We start from the raw sequence: 16,659 nt of genomic DNA, 5'->3' as shown, positions 1-16,659 counted from the left end.
AATCTTAAACGATAACCTTGTTCTGGCTTTTGACGCTTATTGTTACAATGTTATGATAAGTAGCTGAGAGCAATTGAAATCACGATGACAAGGGAAACGTTTTGAACACGAAAAGCAGAGTGCGGTTGTGGCCACGGTTGGCGTTATATGCAATGGCTATCTTGCTATTGGCTGGGTGCTCAAACAATTCAAATCGTGACTATGCCAAGCTGCCGAAGGGCAGTTACAACGACACATCCTATACCGTCAAAAAGGGTGATACTCTCTATTTTATCGCCTGGATCAGTGACAGTGAAGTCAGTGACCTTGCTCGTATCAACAAGCTAAAACCCCCTTATCGACTGGAAGTTGGGCAGAAGTTGCGACTTGATAGTTCGAGTTCAACAGGGCGTCTGACATCAACTAAACGCAAATCATCAAGCACGACGCTGGCTAAATCAACGCCGCCTCCTGGTGCCAGTCGTTGCTGGCGTTGGCCCACCAGCGGACAAGTTATCTCTAAATATTCCACTGCCGATGGTGGCAACAAAGGGATTGATATTGCAGGTAAACGCGGGCAGCCAGTCTATGCATCAGCCAAAGGGAAAGTGGTGTATGTCGGCAATCAACTGCGCGGCTATGGCAATCTCATTATGATTAAGCACGGCGAGGATTTCATTACCGCTTACGCCCATAACGACACCATGCTGGTGAATAATGGTCAGGATGTTAAGGCTGGGCAGAAAATAGCCACCATGGGAAGCACAGGAACAGATACCCTCATGTTGCATTTTCAGATTCGCTACCGGGCAACAGCGCTGGACCCACTGCGCTATCTGCCTGCACAAGGAACGCCACCGAAGTGCTAGCTAATTAAGGTTTATGCTATCGCGGATAGACAAAAGGCTCCGGTTTAGGAGCCTTTTAGATTAATGACAAAGTTATTTATCGTTCAGTGAGTGAAGGGTTGACCGTGCCTAGGGGCACTTCGATAGCTTACGCCATTACGACCCAACGGCACGTTTCCCCTTCATTTAACTTTGTCAGAAGCCTTGTTTTTTGATAATTATTACCGTTATTACGCCAGAATTTGTTTCACGAATGCTTTGATTTCTTCAACCTGACAGTTATCGAAGAAACACTGCTGGAAACGTTCACCGCTCACGGCTGTTTTCACCAATTCCGGATCGATAGCGCGCAGTGTGTCCAGATAGTTTTCTTTCACTACTGCCGCTTTCACCTGGTTCAAAATACCCGCGTTACGCACTTGCGGCTCTTTACGATCCAGTGGGTAGCCTTCACCTTTCACGCCGGTGAATGCTTTTTCAAAGATGTAACGCACATTCAGTTCAGCACCCCAGCCAAAACCTTTGGCGAATGGCAGTGACAATGCATTACCATTGTTAATCTGAGCAAACAGGAAAGCATCTGCTGGATCGATGCAATAACCGCACACTACACCTGGGTGAATGTTCAATGACATCATCGCACCCTGACCCGTACCGCAGCCAGTGACGACGAAATCGACTGCTTTAGCGTTAAGCAGGATGCTGGCCATAATCCCCAGATGGATATAAGTTAGATGATGGTCGTTCTCATCACTCATACCTACGTTGTATACCGGATACGCTTTTTCTGAGGCTACAGCGTTCAGCTCTTTCAAGATGATTGCGTTTTTACCCGCTTGGCTGTTTTCCATCATCAGTGCGATTTTCATTTATTATCTCCGTTGCGCCAACGAGCTTCAGCCCATTGGGTGTGATAGTTAGACTTGACTGTGCAGACCATAGCAACTTGGAAACAAAATTTCAATTTTAATGGAAGGATGTTTTATAAATATCACATTTCAGGATTTACCAAGAACTCGCCCGTGTGGCGGCTGAGGTAGGAGGCCTGCCCATCCTTTTGGTAGACCTTTATGACTCACTGATTAGAAAGTGTATTTAAATCAGACTTTTAGTTCTGTATCACTATAACCTTTATCACCTATTTACTGGGTGACGTTAGCCCATAGGTTAGCGTGTTTAGTCAGTTGACCCTCAGCCCCTAATTTCGGCTCACCGACGTTAGAATTACCCGTCTGCTTGATAGCAACCCCATCCATAACGGTTCCAGCTTGCTCAGTGTTGTGCAGCCAGTTGGCTTCAACCTAGGTAGTGAACAATCTATCTTTGCCTTTATCCATATCGCTCACAGTGTCACGTGAAAGTTTCACCCCCAAACGAGTCTGGACATTGTTAAAAACCACATCAGGGCATTTATCTGTTGGATGAACTACAAAGGTTAAAATCAGCCTGCTGGCAAAGTCAACGGAAGGGAATTAATCACACCAGGAGCGTAGTGGAGTAAGCCACCAGAATGCTCTTCAGTTCGATAAACACTTCCTCACTGAACTAGCCGCAGGTTTGTCATTAACCTTAAATATAGGGAGGTAAAACTCGAAGACTCGCGACTTAAGTAACAACAATATATGACCTCCGCCCGACTCGAGCAGTTGCTGCTGCGACTTTAGCCGCCGGAGATCAAAAACAACCCAATTGAAGCTGCGCAACTCACTCACGTAGCCTTAGTACTGTTAGTGATGCAACATCTCATGGACAATGTCATCTTTATCTAACGTTATCGGGTAAAAAGTTGGCCAGTTATCCATTTCTTTCAGCAGCTTCTCTTGTGATTCGTTACTCATATAGACATGAAAATGCTGGGATTTCTGTGGCTCAATGATATGGTCACTGAATTGGACATATTTCGGGGCTTTGGAACTGGCATCTTTGCATTCATATAAATAGCGCACTCCTTTCTTCCCTGAATCATAGTGCATTATTTTAAAACCAGAGTAGCTGTATTGACAGGAGTTAACCGCTTCTGGGGTATGGAAATCAATAGTGTTATTCTCAATACCAATCATCGTAATATCAGTTGCATAGCCTTTTTTATAATACTCCCGGTACTCCTCAATGGTTTTATTTTTGTTCTTTTTGGCTTTATCTGCCAGCACCGGGTCCAAGTCACCTTGCAACAGATAGGGATTAATCGATTGCCACACACCATCCCAATCACTGAGTGGCCGATCTTTAACGTCTTTATCTGCAAAGATACCTTCACTTGCTTTGCGTGCTGCTTCAGATTGTTGATGCTCATGGCTATGTTTACCATGAGCAAACGAATTAAAACTGGTCAAAGATACGCAAACACTAAGTGCAATGATGGATAGATGGTGCAATTTCATTGACATGAAAAACTCCTGTTGGTTGATATTAATGTAATGTTATATTATTACAATATTATCAATCAACAGATTTTTACCACTTATTAACTCATTACAACCTTGCAACTTCGAGCCACGCCATTCCTCGCTCGGACGCTGTACTCCTCCACCAGCCCCCACCAGAGACAGCGTCATCGTGTCAGCAATGTGAATATTTGGTGTTTTATCGTTCAGGAAATAAACTAACCCATAATAAATGGCTATCAGGAAGCTGTGGCTGTAATTGGCCACCTTTAATGGCTGGCAACCACCAACATCCTTGCGAAGCGCTAAGTTCATGCGTTTCTGTGTGACTGATCAGCCATCTCCCCCTCACTACATAGACTAATCCGCCATGTGAGGCAGGAAGTTCTTGCGCTGAGCTAATAGGTGTTACGCTTGCCTGCCAGCAGCCTCGGCGAGTCATGATATTAAAATCCTGGCTGCTCCCCCCAAGTAAACGAGCATGGATGGGTATATCACCAGGAAAAGCAAAAGGCTGTAATGGGGTTGAAAGGGTATGGGCTTCCCAGTGAGGGCTGGAAAGCACTACTCCTTTTCCTGAGAGTAAGGTAATAGATCGGTCAATATCGGGGAATACAGAGAACGAGCCATCCTGCTCAATGGTTGCGATGCTGGCACGCCAGGCAAAATCATCACCTCCAACTGGCCAACATGCAATTTCACGGGTTTCACCACCGCCATTTCGCCAACGGCTAACCGGTAAACTGGCAAAGTCAAAAACGGTAAAGCTCATCAGACCTCCTGTTGACAGGCTTTTAGTACCGCCAGAAAAGCCTGTGCAGTTTGCTGTTGCATTGGATGATATCTATCCACTATTACCGCATTGCCCGCCACATAAACATCCCGAATTTGCGATTTATCCCCCGCAAATAACCATCTATTCAATAAAGAAGCAGATTCTGTGCCACCAATATAAGGATCATCGCCATCCAAAACTAACCAATCGGCACGATAACCTTCTGCTATCTGACCAATATTGCTGCCGCAAGCTTGCTGCCCCCCAGCTAAAGCTTGGGTATAAAGTAAATCGGCAACCGCTGGATACTGTTCATTAGTCAGGCGATTACGACGCTGATCACGCAGGCGCTGCCCATATTCCAACCAACGTAACTCCTCCACTACATTCAGAGAAACATGGCTATCGGAGCCTATTCCCCAGCGACCATGATGCTGTAAATAATCTACTGCTGGGAAAATACCATCCCCCAAATTGGCTTCCGTTGTTGGGCATAATCCAGCAATAGCCTGACTTTTAGCCAACCGAACAAGTTCTGACTCATCCAAATGCGTTGCATGAACCAGGCACCAACGACTGTCGACGGGCACATGATCGTACAACCACGCCACGGGCCGTTGCCCACTCCAGGCAAGGCAATCGTTGACCTCTTTTTGCTGCTCAGCAATATGGATATGCACTGGCAACTGTTTATCCGATGCCTGCAATATTTCCTGCATTTGACTTAACTCAACAGCGCGTAATGAATGAAAGCACAGGCCTTGATTTTGCAGGGGCTGATTCGCCAGTTGTTTAGTGATAACTTGCTGCTGCTTGAGATAGCTTTCTGTGTTTTGAATAAAACGGCGCTGCCCTTGTTGAGCGGGTTGACCACCGAATCCCGCGTAACTGTACAATACCGGTAATAAGGTCATCCCTATTCCAACGTCTTGCGCGGCCTGACTTAGGTGTAATGTCATCTCCCCCGGATCACTGTATGGGCTACCGTCGGGGCTGTGATGCAAATAATGGAACTCTGCGACTTGGGTATAGCCACCCTTTAACATTTCGATATATAACTGACGAGCAATCACACCGACATGTTCTGGTGTCAATCGCTGGACTAATCGATACATCAAATCTCGCCATGTCCAAAAACTGTCCTGCGGGTTACCAGCAATCTCAGCTAATCCAGACATCATGCGCTGAAAAGCGTGAGAATGTAGATTAGGCATACCGGGCACTATCGGTCCCGAGAGAATTTGGCAATCCGTGTCACTGCTGCCCGTCATGATGCGCTGAATGTTGCCCTGTTCATTGACAGTTATCTGTACGTCATTCGCCCATCCATCAGGTAAGAAAGCACGTTTGGTAAAATAAACTGGCATAGCGATATCCCAATATTTTGTTCAGTGTCAAACGCGCTGAGCAGCAGCTGCGTCAATTAATTAAATCACTAACTTGTATATACATATACACACGCTAAATTCAACCGTAGACTTAGCGTATATTTTCTTATCTGACGAGGTTAACGTCGTGGCGGAACAACAAACCACCTTACAATTAAGTCCCGCAATGGACGATACTCCTGCCCCCATTTATCAACGCGTTAAGTTAGCTATAATCCGCCAGATTAGGACTGGAGTCTGGCAGCCCCATCAACGTGTACCATCAGAGAGTGAGCTAGTCGCCGAGTTAGGGGTCAGTCGTATGACCATCAACCGGGCGTTACGCGAACTCACCAGTGAAGGTTTTTTGATCCGCATGCAAGGCGTAGGAACCTTTGTTGCTGAAGCAAAGGCGCACAGTGCCTTACTTGAAGTCCATAATATTGCTGACGAAATCACTGCGCGTGGTCATCGCCATAGTAGTAAAATTTTGCAGTTAGAGGCGCGGCCAGCAAGTTCTGAAGAGGCGATTGCTTTAGGCATTCAGCCCGGTCAACAGCTGTTCTATTCGCAAATTGTTCATTACGAGAATGATATCCCCATTCAGGTCGAGAATCGTTGCGTCAATCCAAGCACCGCGCCTGATTATATGAAGCAGGATTTCAACCAAATCACCCCTTACAGTTACCTCACCCAAGCCGCCCCGCTAACTGAAGGTGAACATATTGTCGAAGCTGTTATTCCAAACCCCCTTGAGCGGCAGTTGCTGCAATTAGAAGAGCATGAACCGTGCCTACTAATTCGCCGTAGGACCTGGTATGGAAAAGCAATTGTGACCGCTGCTCAACTGCTTTATCCCGGTTCTCGCTATCAACTCTATGGCCGTTTTACCCCACAAGGTACCGTCACGTCCTGATCAATTTTATTTCTCTGCGAGAAGTGCGAAGTGTTACGCAATTGTTTAAATCCCTATCTTGCCGATAGTGAATTTATGCGCTAGGTTGTCCATAATTGTATATACAACTTAATTCTGTACATCTTAGGGAGTCAGATGGTGTCAACAATTCACTGCGACAGTTTGTGGTACGGTGCCGATATCGTGACCATGCGTGGAGGGAAGTATCACCTGATCCCGCAAGGGGCAATGGCGGTGACTGACAGTAAAATAGTCTGGATCGGGCCATACAATGAATTACCCAGACTCAGAGCTTCACGCGAGGTTATCTACTCGGGTGGCCTTATCACCCCTGGATTAATTGATTGCCATACCCATTTGGTGTTTGGCGGTGATCGAAGTACCGAGTTCGAACAACGTCTTAATGGTGTGAGCTATGCAGAAATTGCCGCCAATGGCGGCGGTATCGTGTCAACAGTCAGAGCAACACGAAACACTAGTGAACAGCAATTACTGGAACAAGCTTTATTCCGTCTAAAGCTATTACTTGCTGAAGGAGTAACCTGTATTGAAATTAAATCTGGTTATGGACTTAGCCTTGAGAGTGAAATAAAAATGCTCCGAGTGGCACGCCAGTTAGGTGAGTTATTGCCTGTCACAGTCAAAACAACCTGTCTGGCTGCTCATGCTTTGCCACCCGAATTTGCTGGTCGGGCTGATGATTACATTGATTTCGTTTGCGACACCATTATTCCCCAAGTTGCAAAAGAAAAGCTCGCTGATGCTGTTGATGCTTTTTGTGAACATCTGGCATTTTCACCCGCTCAAGTTGAGCGTGTATTTTTAGCGGCACAACAAGTCGGTTTACCGGTAAAACTGCATGCAGAACAACTTTCTTCGCTCAATGGCAGCACGTTGGCTGCCAAATTTAATGCCATGTCAGCTGATCACCTTGAATACGCAACGGAGTCAGATGTTAGAGCAATGGCCGATGCGGGTACTGTCGCGGTATTGCTACCGGGAGCTTATTATTTATTGCGAGAAACGCAATGCCCTCCGATTGAACTATTTCGCCAATATAACGTGCCGATGGCATTAGCCAGTGATGCCAATCCGGGAACATCGCCAGCACTCTCACTACGGCTGATGCTCAATATGGCATGCACCTTGTTCCGTATGACTCCAGAAGAAGCACTCGCAGGTGTCACTTGCCATGCGGCTCAGGCTCTGGGGTTGCAAGAAACTCAAGGAACACTGGAAACAGGTAAGTTAGCAAATTGGGTTCATTGGCCATTATCGCACCCTGCTGAATTGGCTTACTGGCTCGGCGGTCAATTGCCCGCATCTATTATTTTCCAAGGAGATGCTCGCCCATGAATCTGGTTGATCCGCTAAGTTTCCAGGTTGGGAGACTGCCTTTACTCATCAGTATCCCCCATGCAGGTACACGGCTGACTCCCGCCGTTGAAGATGGCCTGACAGAAGCCGCCCGACCGCTTTCAGATACCGACTGGCATATTCCCCGTCTCTATGATTTCGCCAATAATATTGGCGTCAGCATGGTTATCGGCAATTATTCCCGCTTAGTGGTTGATCTGAACCGTCCAGAAGATGATCAGCCTCTATATACAACAGCAACTACCGGTTTGTTCCCGGAAACGCTGTTCGATGGCCGCCCCTGTTTTATGCCAGGCAAAACGCCGTCTCCTCAGGAGCGCCAATCCTACTTGTTACACATCTGGCAGCCTTACCACCAGCAAATTCAGCTCGAATTGATGCGGCTTAAAGCCAAATTCGGTTATGCATTGCTGCTTGATGCCCATTCAATTGCCTCAGTTATCCCGAGGTTGTTTGATGGGAGACTGCCAGATTTGAATTTTGGGACCAATAGTGGGGCCACTTGTGCGCCATCGCTAAGTACGCAATTGATAGAGTGTTGCGAACGCCAATCTGTGTTTAGTCATATATTAAATGGCCGCTTTAAAGGTGGTTACATAACTAGAGCATATGGTTCACCACAGGATCATCAGCATGCAGTGCAACTTGAGTTATCCCAGTTAAACTATATGTCTGAGGCCGAACCCTATTCTTATCTGCCTGAACGGGCTGCGCACTTACAACAGTTACTCCAGCAGTTGGTTATTACAATGCTGAAGTGGGGTGAACAACAATATCAGCGCTAATTTGTCGTAATACTTTCTTATCCAACGTTTAATGATTTTAAATGCAAAAAAGGCAGGGATAACCCCGCCTTTTTTATTCACCTATTTCCGACACAGAAAAGGGTAATCTTTACTGAATTAACTTAGAAACGGTAAGTCAGGTTAACCGCAACAGTATCGTCGGTACCCAGACCCAGCGGATTGTTTTCATCCAGCAAGTTAATTTGGTAGTCAACATAGGTAAACATGTTTTTATTGATGTAGTAAGTCACACCAATTTCAGCATATTTCAGCAAGTCAGCACTGCCGACTGCATCCAGGTCTTTACCTTTAGACTGAACATAAGCGATAGATGGGCGAATACCATTTTCGAATTGATATTGAGCAACCAATTCTACGTTCTGGGTTTTGTTCGCGATCAGTGCTTTGTATGGTGTCATATTCAGCGTTTCGCCGTACATAGCTGCAATGTAAACCTGGTTTGCATCATATTTCAGCGCAGTAGCCCAAGCTTGAGCTTTATCACCGGTAGCACTGTTAGCCAGATTTTTCTGACCCAAGGTACGGTTAGAATTAGAGTATGCTGCTACGAAGCCAACGCCGCTGCCTTCGATGTCTTGATAATCAACAGACAAACCGTAACCGTCGCCGTTAGCTTTCTGAATTGCGCGCTCATTCTTGGTGGTATCACCATCATCATTGCGGCCCTGATACTGAGCAGCAACATTCAGGCCTTTTACCAGACCGAAGAAGTCAGAGTTACGGTAAGTTGCCAGACCGGTTGAACGGCCAGTCATGTAGTTATCAGTGTATGCGATTGAGTCGCCACCGAACTCTGGCAACATGTCGGTATAAGCCAGTGCGTCGTACACTACGCCATAGTTACGGCCATAATCGAAAGAGCCAAATTCAGCAAATTTCAAACCGGCAAAACCTAAACGGGTTTTATTGCCTTTATCGCCCTGAGATTCAGCATTTTTAGCAGCAACGTTATATTCCCACTGGCCGTAACCGGTCAGTTGGCTATTAATCTGTGTTTCACCTTTAAAACCAAAACGCACATAAGTATCATCGGCATTATTATGATTGGTGAAAATGTATTTAGCGGCTACGCGGCCATAAAGATCCAGCTTGTTGCCATCTTTATTATAAATTTCTGCTGCGTTTGAGAGAGTAGGAACCATACTCAAGGTGACCGCTAAGGCCAGCACACTGCGCTTCATCATTATTTTTCCTTTAAATTTTAATAAAATTAACCCGCAGGCTAAATTAGTTATTTAGCCTCATAAAAGTTAACTTTTAATTTTTTATAGTTACCTGTCTTTGTAAAGCGAATAGACATTATCACTAAGCACGAAAAGTTAAAACGGTAAAATTGAAGATATATAGGTATAAACAGGTAATCAATTGTAACAAAATGTTTTTAACGGAACTTTCCATAACTCGTTGATTAACTGTGTTTTTAGGTAATTAGATATAACCAAAACAGTGCAATAGCACCATTTAGGTGCAAAGTCATTTCAATTTGTTTCTTTTTTGTTCTTTTGAGTAGTTAGATTTGTAAAATGGAGTGGATATCACACTTATAATCTATTTTTTATATATCCAAAGCCATTTGTCGACTATTTAAAATACAAATAATCGAGGATGAATATCCTATTTGGTGCAACGTGGAAAAGAGTAAAGTATGAATGACATTAATAGGTTTATGAAAAGTGTGGTTTTAGAGTGTCGTTAATTAGATAGGTTTTATAAAGCTGCCGATGAGTGATATAAAATCAAATAAGATATTTTTTAATTTAATGCAGAGAAAATGAACTATTGATGTTGTGAAGTTACTTTTTTACATACCAAAAGAGATATACCTCTTTAAATTTAGCTTAAGTAAAACGCCCTGTAGTGATATTAACTTAAGTTACTATCCAGGGCGGTATAAGTCATATAGCCTGACTTATACTTGTGGTAAATCATTCTCATCCATTTGCACTAGCATGATGCCAGCACGCAATCCCAGCGCAACTCTCGGATTGGGGAACAAGATCCACTCATATTCATGCTCAACGCGATAGTGCTCATTGAGCTGTTCTATCATCAATGTTCCTTGCGGATAGCGAGTGAAGTTTACCGTATCATCCGCCACCCACAGTTTAAAATCAGCATGTTGCTTCAGGAGTGATTTAACGACACGATAAAATATCATTGGTTCGGTAGATCGAGTAGGCAATTGCCCTCCGCTGACTAATGCACGTAAACCCGCAGTGATCGGACTAAACTGTTCGAGCTGATTTTGCCCAAAGGGTAGCGCTTTACCCAATTCCAACGTACAACTGGCCGCCTGGCAGAACTCACTACTGAAGTGGGCAAAGGTTCCTCCCACCGAGGTATGCATAACTAATGCATCTAACTCACTATCTTTTAGCCAACGTAACATTGCCGCACAATAAGGCGTTGTTCGGTAAGGTAACAAACCAAATCGGTTATGATGTGAACCCCGAATGGCCGTATGTAGATCATAATGTAAACGTAGAGACAGTGGATCAGATGCAAAAAACTCTCCCACCTTTTGTTCGAGGATTTCAGCCCGTATTGCCTCATCAGTTAGTGAATAATTTTTATAACGCCCACCAAACATGCGATTGATATCTGCGGTGAGATAGCGTTCCCCGGCTCTGATAGCTGGCGGATTACCTAATATCACTAACAAACGCACTGCTAATGGCAGCTGACTAGCTAATAAATCAGAGACTAATTGGTTTAGAATCTCAATCGGAGCTGTTTCATTTCCATGGATACCGGCCGATAACACCACTGATTGCGAACAGGTTCCGTGGGGGGTGAGCATCAACACCCCTTCATCCATCCATTGCCATTTAAGGTTTGATGTTTCGCCGCTAGTGAGTGGCGGTGGGGACCCCGCCAGGGTGATTGACAGAAAATCTGGCATCATCGTCCCTTCCCTTTGCTTATCTTTTTTCATGGCTCATGCCGTTCGATTTTTGATATTTCGATTAAGGATGTTGGAACGGGTATATCGAACCTAAATTGAGTATTTTGGTCAATTCATCCAATGCTTGCCTCCCTTCTTGTAACAACTGTGGGTCAGCCAAGTCCTTAAATTGCAAGCGATCGCGATAGTGCTGGTCGACCCAATTATTCAGCGCAACAAACAAAGCGGGTGTCATCATCACTCTGCTATTCACTGCCGCTAACTCAGTATCATTGAGCGCAACACGTAGCCGTAAGCAAGCCGGGCCACCACCATTGTGCATACTTTCGCGCAGGTCAAAAACTCTGACCTCATCAATCGGACCACCGCTGCTTATCAGCTCAGACAGATACTCCCACACTGCGGGACATTCCTGGGATTCTTGTGGAATAACCAGCAGCATCTTGCCATTGGGTTTACTCAGTAACTGGCTGTTAAACAGATAGCTCGATACCGCTTGCGCGACAGAAACTTGTGCTGCGGGCACTTCAATGGTGAGCAGCTGTTGCTCAATTCGCCCCATTTTGCGACGCAGATCTTCCATTACTCGGATATCGGGTACAAAGGCATGTTGGTGGTGGAATAACACGTTTTGGTTACTGACCGCGATAACATCATTGTGGAATACCCCTTGATCGATTACCGCTGGATTCTGCTGCACAAAAACAGTGCGTTCAGGGTCTAACAAGTGTAAACGTGCCACGGCTTCGCTAGCTTCTAATGTTTGGCGCGCAGGATATCGGCTGGGCATTGCCCCGCTTTCAAGCCCTTGACGGCCATAAACAAATACCTGAATCGCCGGGCGGTCATACTCTCCCCCCAGGCGATTATGATTAGCTGCGCCCTCATCGCCAAATAACTCAACAGAAGGCAATGCATCGTGGTGAACAAAGTGACGGTGATTATTAAAAATGCTTTTTAATATTGCTGAAGTTGTCTCTGCCTCGATGGCGCGATGAAATTTATTATTCAAATTTGCCACGGTAAAATGAACTCGCCCGTCAGCGCTGTCTGCGGCAGGTGATACTGTTGCCGCATTAGCGGTCCACATTGATGAGGCGGAGCTGACCGCCGACAATAGCCGTGGCGATTTGCGCGCCACTTCACTTAATACTTGCTCATCTGACCCACTAAAACCCAACTGGCGTAAAACCCCCATCGCTGGGCGCTCTTGCGGGGGAAGAACGCCTTGCTTGTAACCTAAATCGGCCAACGCTTTCATTTTTAGCAGGCCCTGTTTTGCTGCCAGCCGTGGGTTGGAGAGCGTATTTTGATGCTTGGTGGAGGCCTCATTGCCAAAAGACAATCCGGCATAGTGATGTGTCAGCCCAACCAATCCATCGAAGTTAACTTCATATCCTGCCATCTTATTCTCCGTTCGCACCTATGAGTTAATCAGATAAGTGGGCTAATCAGGTAAGTCGAATGAAATGCCTGGCGACAGTGTTGCAGGCAGTGTCAGACTTTCACTTTCGAGTGATGCCATGGGCCAGGCACAATAATCTGCGGCATAAAATGCACTTGGTCGGTGATTACCTGAAGCCCCAACCCCACCAAATGGAGCCGCGCTGGAGGCTCCGGTCAAAGGTTTATTCCAGTTAACAATACCTGCACGGGCTTCCAATAGCAGTTGTTCAAACTGTTGCCTGTCTTCTGAAACCAGACCGATGGCTAAACCAAATCGGGTTTGATTGGCTATTTTTAGTGCCTGGTTAAAATCGCTATAGCGAATAACACTCACCAGCGGGCCAAAATACTCTTCATCAGGGACCTCGCTGATACCGGTGATATCAATGATACCGGGGGTCAAAACCGCGCTTTGGCTATCAGGTCGGGTCATGGTTAATAAGGCTTTCCCCCCTAATGACAGCAAATGTTGCTGTGCTGCCAGCATTTTTTCAGCTGCTTGAGATGAAATCACCGCCCCCATGAAAGGAGCCGGTTGACTATCCCAGCGCCCAATACGGAGTGCTTTACTCACTGCAACAAAACGTTGTAAAAATGCATCACCTTCAGCGCCACTCTTGATCAACAAGCGGCGCGAGCAGGTACAACGCTGACCAGCAGAGATAAAAGCTGACTGAATCGCGAGGTTTACCGCTGCATCACAGTCTTTGACCTGCTCAACAATCAGGGCATTATTCCCCCCCATCTCCAACGCCAGAATTTTCTCCGGTTGCCCCGCCAGTTGCCGGTGTAAGTGGTAACCGGTATTGGCACTGCCGGTAAACAGTAAACCATCAATATCAGGTTGGGCCGCCAGCGCTTCGCCAGTGTCACGTCCGCCCTGAACTAAATTGAGTACGCCATCAGGAATGCCTGCCAATTGCCATAACTTGACTGTTTCTTCTGCCGTTAGCGGGGTCAATTCACTGGGTTTGAACACCACCGTATTGCCCGCTAACAAAGCAGGAACAATATGTCCATTGGGGAGATGTCCGGGAAAGTTATAAGGGCCAAAAACCGCCAATACGCCATGTGGCCGGTGCCGCAGCACTGAGATAGCGTCCGCCATCGGCGTTTGACTGCTACCGGTTCTGGTTTGATAGGCTTGCAACGAAATAGCTACTTTGCCCATCATGGCCTGCACTTCTGTTAGCGTTTCCCAGTGCGGTTTACTGGTTTCCAGACTTATCGTTCGCGCCAATTGCTGCTTATGTTGTTCGAGTAATACGGCAAAACGCTGAATAATCGCCACTCGCTGTTCCAGTGGCGTTCGAGCCCATGTGGGGAAAGCATCACGCGCGGCGCGACAAGCTGCGGCGACATCTGCGCTATCAGCGGCACGCGCTTGCCACAATAATTGCTGTTCCATAGGGTCATGTTTATCGAAATGGGCACCTTTACCGGTGCGCCATTCCCCCTGAATAAACAATGCAGGATGGGTCATTTTTTGGTCTCCGGTGCAAAAAGGCTGATTATCCGAACCACATCCCCCGTCACAACACCCAGTGCCGCTGCATTGTCAGTGGTTAAATGCAGAAATTCGTCTGATAGATGGGTGTTAATTAATATGGAACGAAATTCTTGGTAACGGTCATTGGCCACTAAATAAGCGCTACCACTTGGGTCAATATCAATATCATCAATAACCACTTTTCGCTGGCTGCTATCGCGCACCGCCCGCACTTCGTCGGTGTTGGCTTCCAAAGTCGGCCCACCATCAAAAATATCGACATATCCCTGATATTGCAGGCCTTCAGTCTCCAAAACCGCGCGAGCAGGTGCGGTGTGAGGATGAACCTGGCCTATCACCGCACGGGCTTCTTCTGCCAAAAAATCCACATACAGCGGGTGTTTCGGCATCAGTTCGGCAATAAACGCTTTTTGCCCCGTCCCACTCAGGTAATCGGCTTTTGCAAATTCGATAGCGAAAAAGTGACGACCGACATTTTCCCAAAATGGTGAACGGCCTTGTTCATCGGTGTAACCGCGCATCTCAGCAATCAATTTGCGCGAGAAGTGCTGGCGAAATGCGGCGATAAACAGAAAACGAACTTTCGATAAGAAGGGGCCGTTTTTATCTTTACGATATTCAGGGTCAAGAAACAGTGTGCAGAGTTCGCTATAACCAGTGTGATCATTGCTCAAAAATAGCGTCGGCACTGATTTGTACACATTGAGGGTTTTAGAGGCATGAACCAGTGTTCCCACGCGGAAGTTATACCAAGGGTCATTCATCCCCACAGCCACTTCTATCGCACTGACGCCCACGACTTTCTCTCGCTCAGTGTCTTCTAAGACGAACAGATAACCTTGCTCACCCGCAGCCAAAGAACCTTGCCAGGTATTTAATGCGCGCTCAATTCTGGCGGCGAGGTGTTGCTCATTTTGTGGCAGTGAGGTCATGCCAACGCCAGTTTTCCCAGCCAACTCCAGAATATCGGCTAAATCACGGCGTTCTACCGGGCGAACTCTCATCATATTCAAGGTCCTTGCTGACTGCCGATGTGTTACGGCTGATGTGTTACGACTTAGCCTTACGACAGACCTGCTCAATACCCATAGCAAGTCGGGCCAAGCCCTCTTTAATATCGTGTTGAGAAATAATCAGTGATGGTGCAAAGCGGACAACATCGGGGCCAGCAATCAGGGCGATTAACCCATGCTGGGCTGCGGCCTGAATGATATCTTTGGATTTACCAGCATAATCACTGTTCAGCACACAGCCGATCAACAAGCCGCGCCCGCGTATTTCAGCGAAAACCTTGTAACGCGCATTGATGTCAGCCAAACCATCTAAAAACCATTGGTGCCGCTCTTTCACACCCGACAATACAGCTGGTGTATTGATGAGAGATAAAACGGTGCCCGCCACCGCACAAGCTAATGGGTTACCGCCGTAAGTTGTCCCGTGACTGCCGACATTCAGTGCGCTGGCATATTTTGTGGTCGTCAGCATGGCGGCTATCGGGAACCCACCCCCAAGAGCTTTGGCGCTGGTCAGGACATCAGGGGTGACGCCATAATGCATGTAGGCATACAACTCACCGGTACGGCCTACCCCGGTTTGTACTTCATCAAAAATCAGTACAGCATTATGGCGATCACACAATGCACGCAGGCCATGCAGGAACTCGTTATCTGCGGGTAAAACACCACCTTCGCCCTGAATCGGCTCGACAATCACCGCACAGGTTTGATCGGTAATAAGGGCTTCGGCAGAGGCCAGGTCATTGAAAATGCCGTGGCTAATCCCCCCCGGCAGTGGAGCAAAATCCTGCGAGTACTTGGGCTGGCCTCCCGCCGAAACGGTGAACAGTGTCCGGCCATGAAAGGCGTTTCTAAAGGCAACAATCTGGTTCTTTTCGCCCTGCTGTCCCGGCTTATTGGCAAAATTATCCAAGGCATATTTACGCGCCAACTTCAGTGCTGCTTCATTGGCTTCGGCTCCTGAATTACTGAAAAATACTTTTTCAGCGAAGGTGGCATCAATCAGTTGTTTTGCCAGCCGCAACACCGGTTCATTGGTATAGCCATTGCCCAAATGCCATACTTTGTCCGCTTGCTCAATCAATGCGGCTTTTACCGCCGGATGCCCATGTCCTAAGGCATTGACGGCAATCCCTCCCGCAAAATCGATATAAGATTTGCCCTGTTGATCCCACAGTGTCGCCCCTTCGCCTCGTACCACAATAAAGTCAGCTGGAGCATAAGTTGGGACGATCCATTCATCAAAAGACTGTCGGGTAACCGGGATTGGCTGTTCCATAGTGGCCTCTTTAATCAGCGTAAATATGGGTTGAGAGACTTGTTATTTGAG

14 protein-coding genes and 1 pseudogene are annotated in these 16,659 nt (G+C 46.6%); 4 read left to right on the top strand and 11 right to left on the bottom strand.

What is annotated here, in order from left to right; genetic code table 11:
* Window positions 1–119: 119 nt before the first annotated feature.
* Window positions 120–848, top strand: a complete 729-nt coding sequence (gene actS / locus QSV56_RS10545) for an amidase activator ActS (RefSeq protein ID WP_046051020.1) — start codon at window positions 120–122, stop codon at window positions 846–848.
* A gap of 209 nt (window positions 849–1,057) precedes the next feature.
* On the opposite strand, the gene QSV56_RS10540 is transcribed toward actS, so the two are convergent.
* From QSV56_RS10540 to QSV56_RS10520, 5 genes and pseudogenes are all read right to left on the bottom strand, one after another.
* Window positions 1,058–1,696, bottom strand: coding sequence for an RpiB/LacA/LacB family sugar-phosphate isomerase (locus QSV56_RS10540; RefSeq protein WP_005166458.1), 639 nt, complete (start codon window positions 1,694–1,696; stop codon window positions 1,058–1,060).
* A 273-nt stretch (window positions 1,697–1,969) separates the two neighbouring features.
* Window positions 1,970–2,116, bottom strand: a pseudogene (locus tag QSV56_RS10535) (autotransporter outer membrane beta-barrel domain-containing protein); the annotation flags it as partial.
* A gap of 438 nt (window positions 2,117–2,554) precedes the next feature.
* Window positions 2,555–3,214, bottom strand: coding sequence for a metal-binding protein ZinT (gene zinT / locus QSV56_RS10530; protein WP_046051021.1), 660 nt, complete (start codon window positions 3,212–3,214; stop codon window positions 2,555–2,557).
* Window positions 3,215–3,410: 196 nt separating this feature from the next.
* Complete coding sequence (locus QSV56_RS10525) at window positions 3,411–3,983, bottom strand: HutD family protein (RefSeq protein ID WP_046051022.1); 573 nt, start codon at window positions 3,981–3,983, stop codon at window positions 3,411–3,413.
* A complete protein-coding gene (locus QSV56_RS10520; RefSeq protein WP_019079228.1) occupies window positions 3,983–5,353 on the bottom strand; it encodes a formimidoylglutamate deiminase in 1,371 nt (456 codons plus the stop codon). Before QSV56_RS10520 ends, QSV56_RS10525 begins: the two co-directional genes overlap by 1 nt.
* A 148-nt stretch (window positions 5,354–5,501) precedes the next feature.
* Here QSV56_RS10520 and hutC point away from each other — a divergent pair, with 148 nt between their 5' ends.
* The 3 genes from hutC to hutG all read left to right on the top strand — a co-directional run bounded on the left by hutC (window position 5,502) and on the right by hutG (window position 8,431).
* Window positions 5,502–6,269: a histidine utilization repressor gene (gene hutC / locus QSV56_RS10515; RefSeq protein WP_026017818.1), complete on the top strand. Its 768-nt coding sequence runs from the start codon at window positions 5,502–5,504 to the stop codon at window positions 6,267–6,269.
* A gap of 135 nt (window positions 6,270–6,404) precedes the next feature.
* Window positions 6,405–7,625: an imidazolonepropionase gene (gene hutI, locus QSV56_RS10510; protein WP_046051023.1), complete on the top strand. Its 1,221-nt coding sequence runs from the start codon at window positions 6,405–6,407 to the stop codon at window positions 7,623–7,625.
* Window positions 7,622–8,431, top strand: coding sequence for an N-formylglutamate deformylase (gene hutG / locus QSV56_RS10505; RefSeq protein ID WP_046695069.1), 810 nt, complete (start codon window positions 7,622–7,624; stop codon window positions 8,429–8,431). Before hutI ends, hutG begins: the two co-directional genes overlap by 4 nt.
* A 122-nt stretch (window positions 8,432–8,553) precedes the next feature.
* On the opposite strand, the gene QSV56_RS10500 is transcribed toward hutG, so the two are convergent.
* From QSV56_RS10500 to QSV56_RS10475, 6 genes are all read right to left on the bottom strand, one after another.
* On the bottom strand, window positions 8,554–9,636 hold the full coding sequence (locus QSV56_RS10500) for a porin (protein WP_019079224.1): 1,083 nt from the start codon (window positions 9,634–9,636) through the stop codon (window positions 8,554–8,556).
* 725 nt (window positions 9,637–10,361) lie between these two features.
* Window positions 10,362–11,354, bottom strand: coding sequence for a succinylglutamate desuccinylase (astE, locus tag QSV56_RS10495; protein ID WP_050131397.1), 993 nt, complete (start codon window positions 11,352–11,354; stop codon window positions 10,362–10,364).
* A 64-nt stretch (window positions 11,355–11,418) separates the two neighbouring features.
* Window positions 11,419–12,762, bottom strand: a complete 1,344-nt coding sequence (gene astB, locus QSV56_RS10490; protein WP_019082995.1) for an N-succinylarginine dihydrolase — start codon at window positions 12,760–12,762, stop codon at window positions 11,419–11,421.
* A 42-nt stretch (window positions 12,763–12,804) separates the two neighbouring features.
* Window positions 12,805–14,286, bottom strand: a complete 1,482-nt coding sequence (gene astD, locus QSV56_RS10485; protein WP_019079221.1) for a succinylglutamate-semialdehyde dehydrogenase — start codon at window positions 14,284–14,286, stop codon at window positions 12,805–12,807.
* Window positions 14,283–15,320 carry an arginine N-succinyltransferase gene (astA, locus tag QSV56_RS10480; RefSeq protein WP_019079220.1) on the bottom strand — a complete coding sequence of 346 codons (1,038 nt, stop codon included), beginning with the start codon at window positions 15,318–15,320 and terminating at the stop codon, window positions 14,283–14,285. Before astA ends, astD begins: the two co-directional genes overlap by 4 nt.
* A 43-nt stretch (window positions 15,321–15,363) precedes the next feature.
* Window positions 15,364–16,608: an aspartate aminotransferase family protein gene (locus QSV56_RS10475; RefSeq protein ID WP_301212282.1), complete on the bottom strand. Its 1,245-nt coding sequence runs from the start codon at window positions 16,606–16,608 to the stop codon at window positions 15,364–15,366.
* Window positions 16,609–16,659 lie beyond the last annotated feature (51 nt).

The sequence above is a fragment of the Yersinia sp. 22-579 genome (assembly GCF_030433455.1).
Classification (GTDB): Bacteria; Pseudomonadota; Gammaproteobacteria; order Enterobacterales; family Enterobacteriaceae; genus Yersinia; species Yersinia enterocolitica.
Note: the sequence above shows the minus strand (reverse complement) of the source record. Positions and strands in the feature narration are given on the sequence as shown.

Excerpts from the sequence above, each read along its gene's own strand:
- astB (WP_019082995.1), bottom strand. The coding sequence starts at position 12,762 with ATGGCAGGATATGAAGTTAACTTCGATGGATTGGTTGGGCTGACACAT.
- QSV56_RS10540 (WP_005166458.1), bottom strand. The coding sequence starts at position 1,696 with ATGAAAATCGCACTGATGATGGAAAACAGCCAAGCGGGTAAAAACGCA.
- QSV56_RS10520 (WP_019079228.1), bottom strand. The coding sequence starts at position 5,353 with ATGCCAGTTTATTTTACCAAACGTGCTTTCTTACCTGATGGATGGGCG.
- astD (WP_019079221.1), bottom strand. The coding sequence starts at position 14,286 with ATGACCCATCCTGCATTGTTTATTCAGGGGGAATGGCGCACCGGTAAA.
- hutI (WP_046051023.1), top strand. The coding sequence starts at position 6,405 with ATGGTGTCAACAATTCACTGCGACAGTTTGTGGTACGGTGCCGATATC.
- zinT (WP_046051021.1), bottom strand. The coding sequence starts at position 3,214 with ATGTCAATGAAATTGCACCATCTATCCATCATTGCACTTAGTGTTTGC.
- QSV56_RS10500 (WP_019079224.1), bottom strand. The coding sequence starts at position 9,636 with ATGATGAAGCGCAGTGTGCTGGCCTTAGCGGTCACCTTGAGTATGGTT.
- QSV56_RS10475 (WP_301212282.1), bottom strand. The coding sequence starts at position 16,608 with ATGGAACAGCCAATCCCGGTTACCCGACAGTCTTTTGATGAATGGATC.
- hutG (WP_046695069.1), top strand. The coding sequence starts at position 7,622 with ATGAATCTGGTTGATCCGCTAAGTTTCCAGGTTGGGAGACTGCCTTTA.
- astE (WP_050131397.1), bottom strand. The coding sequence starts at position 11,354 with ATGCCAGATTTTCTGTCAATCACCCTGGCGGGGTCCCCACCGCCACTC.
- QSV56_RS10525 (WP_046051022.1), bottom strand. The coding sequence starts at position 3,983 with ATGAGCTTTACCGTTTTTGACTTTGCCAGTTTACCGGTTAGCCGTTGG.
- astA (WP_019079220.1), bottom strand. The coding sequence starts at position 15,320 with ATGATGAGAGTTCGCCCGGTAGAACGCCGTGATTTAGCCGATATTCTG.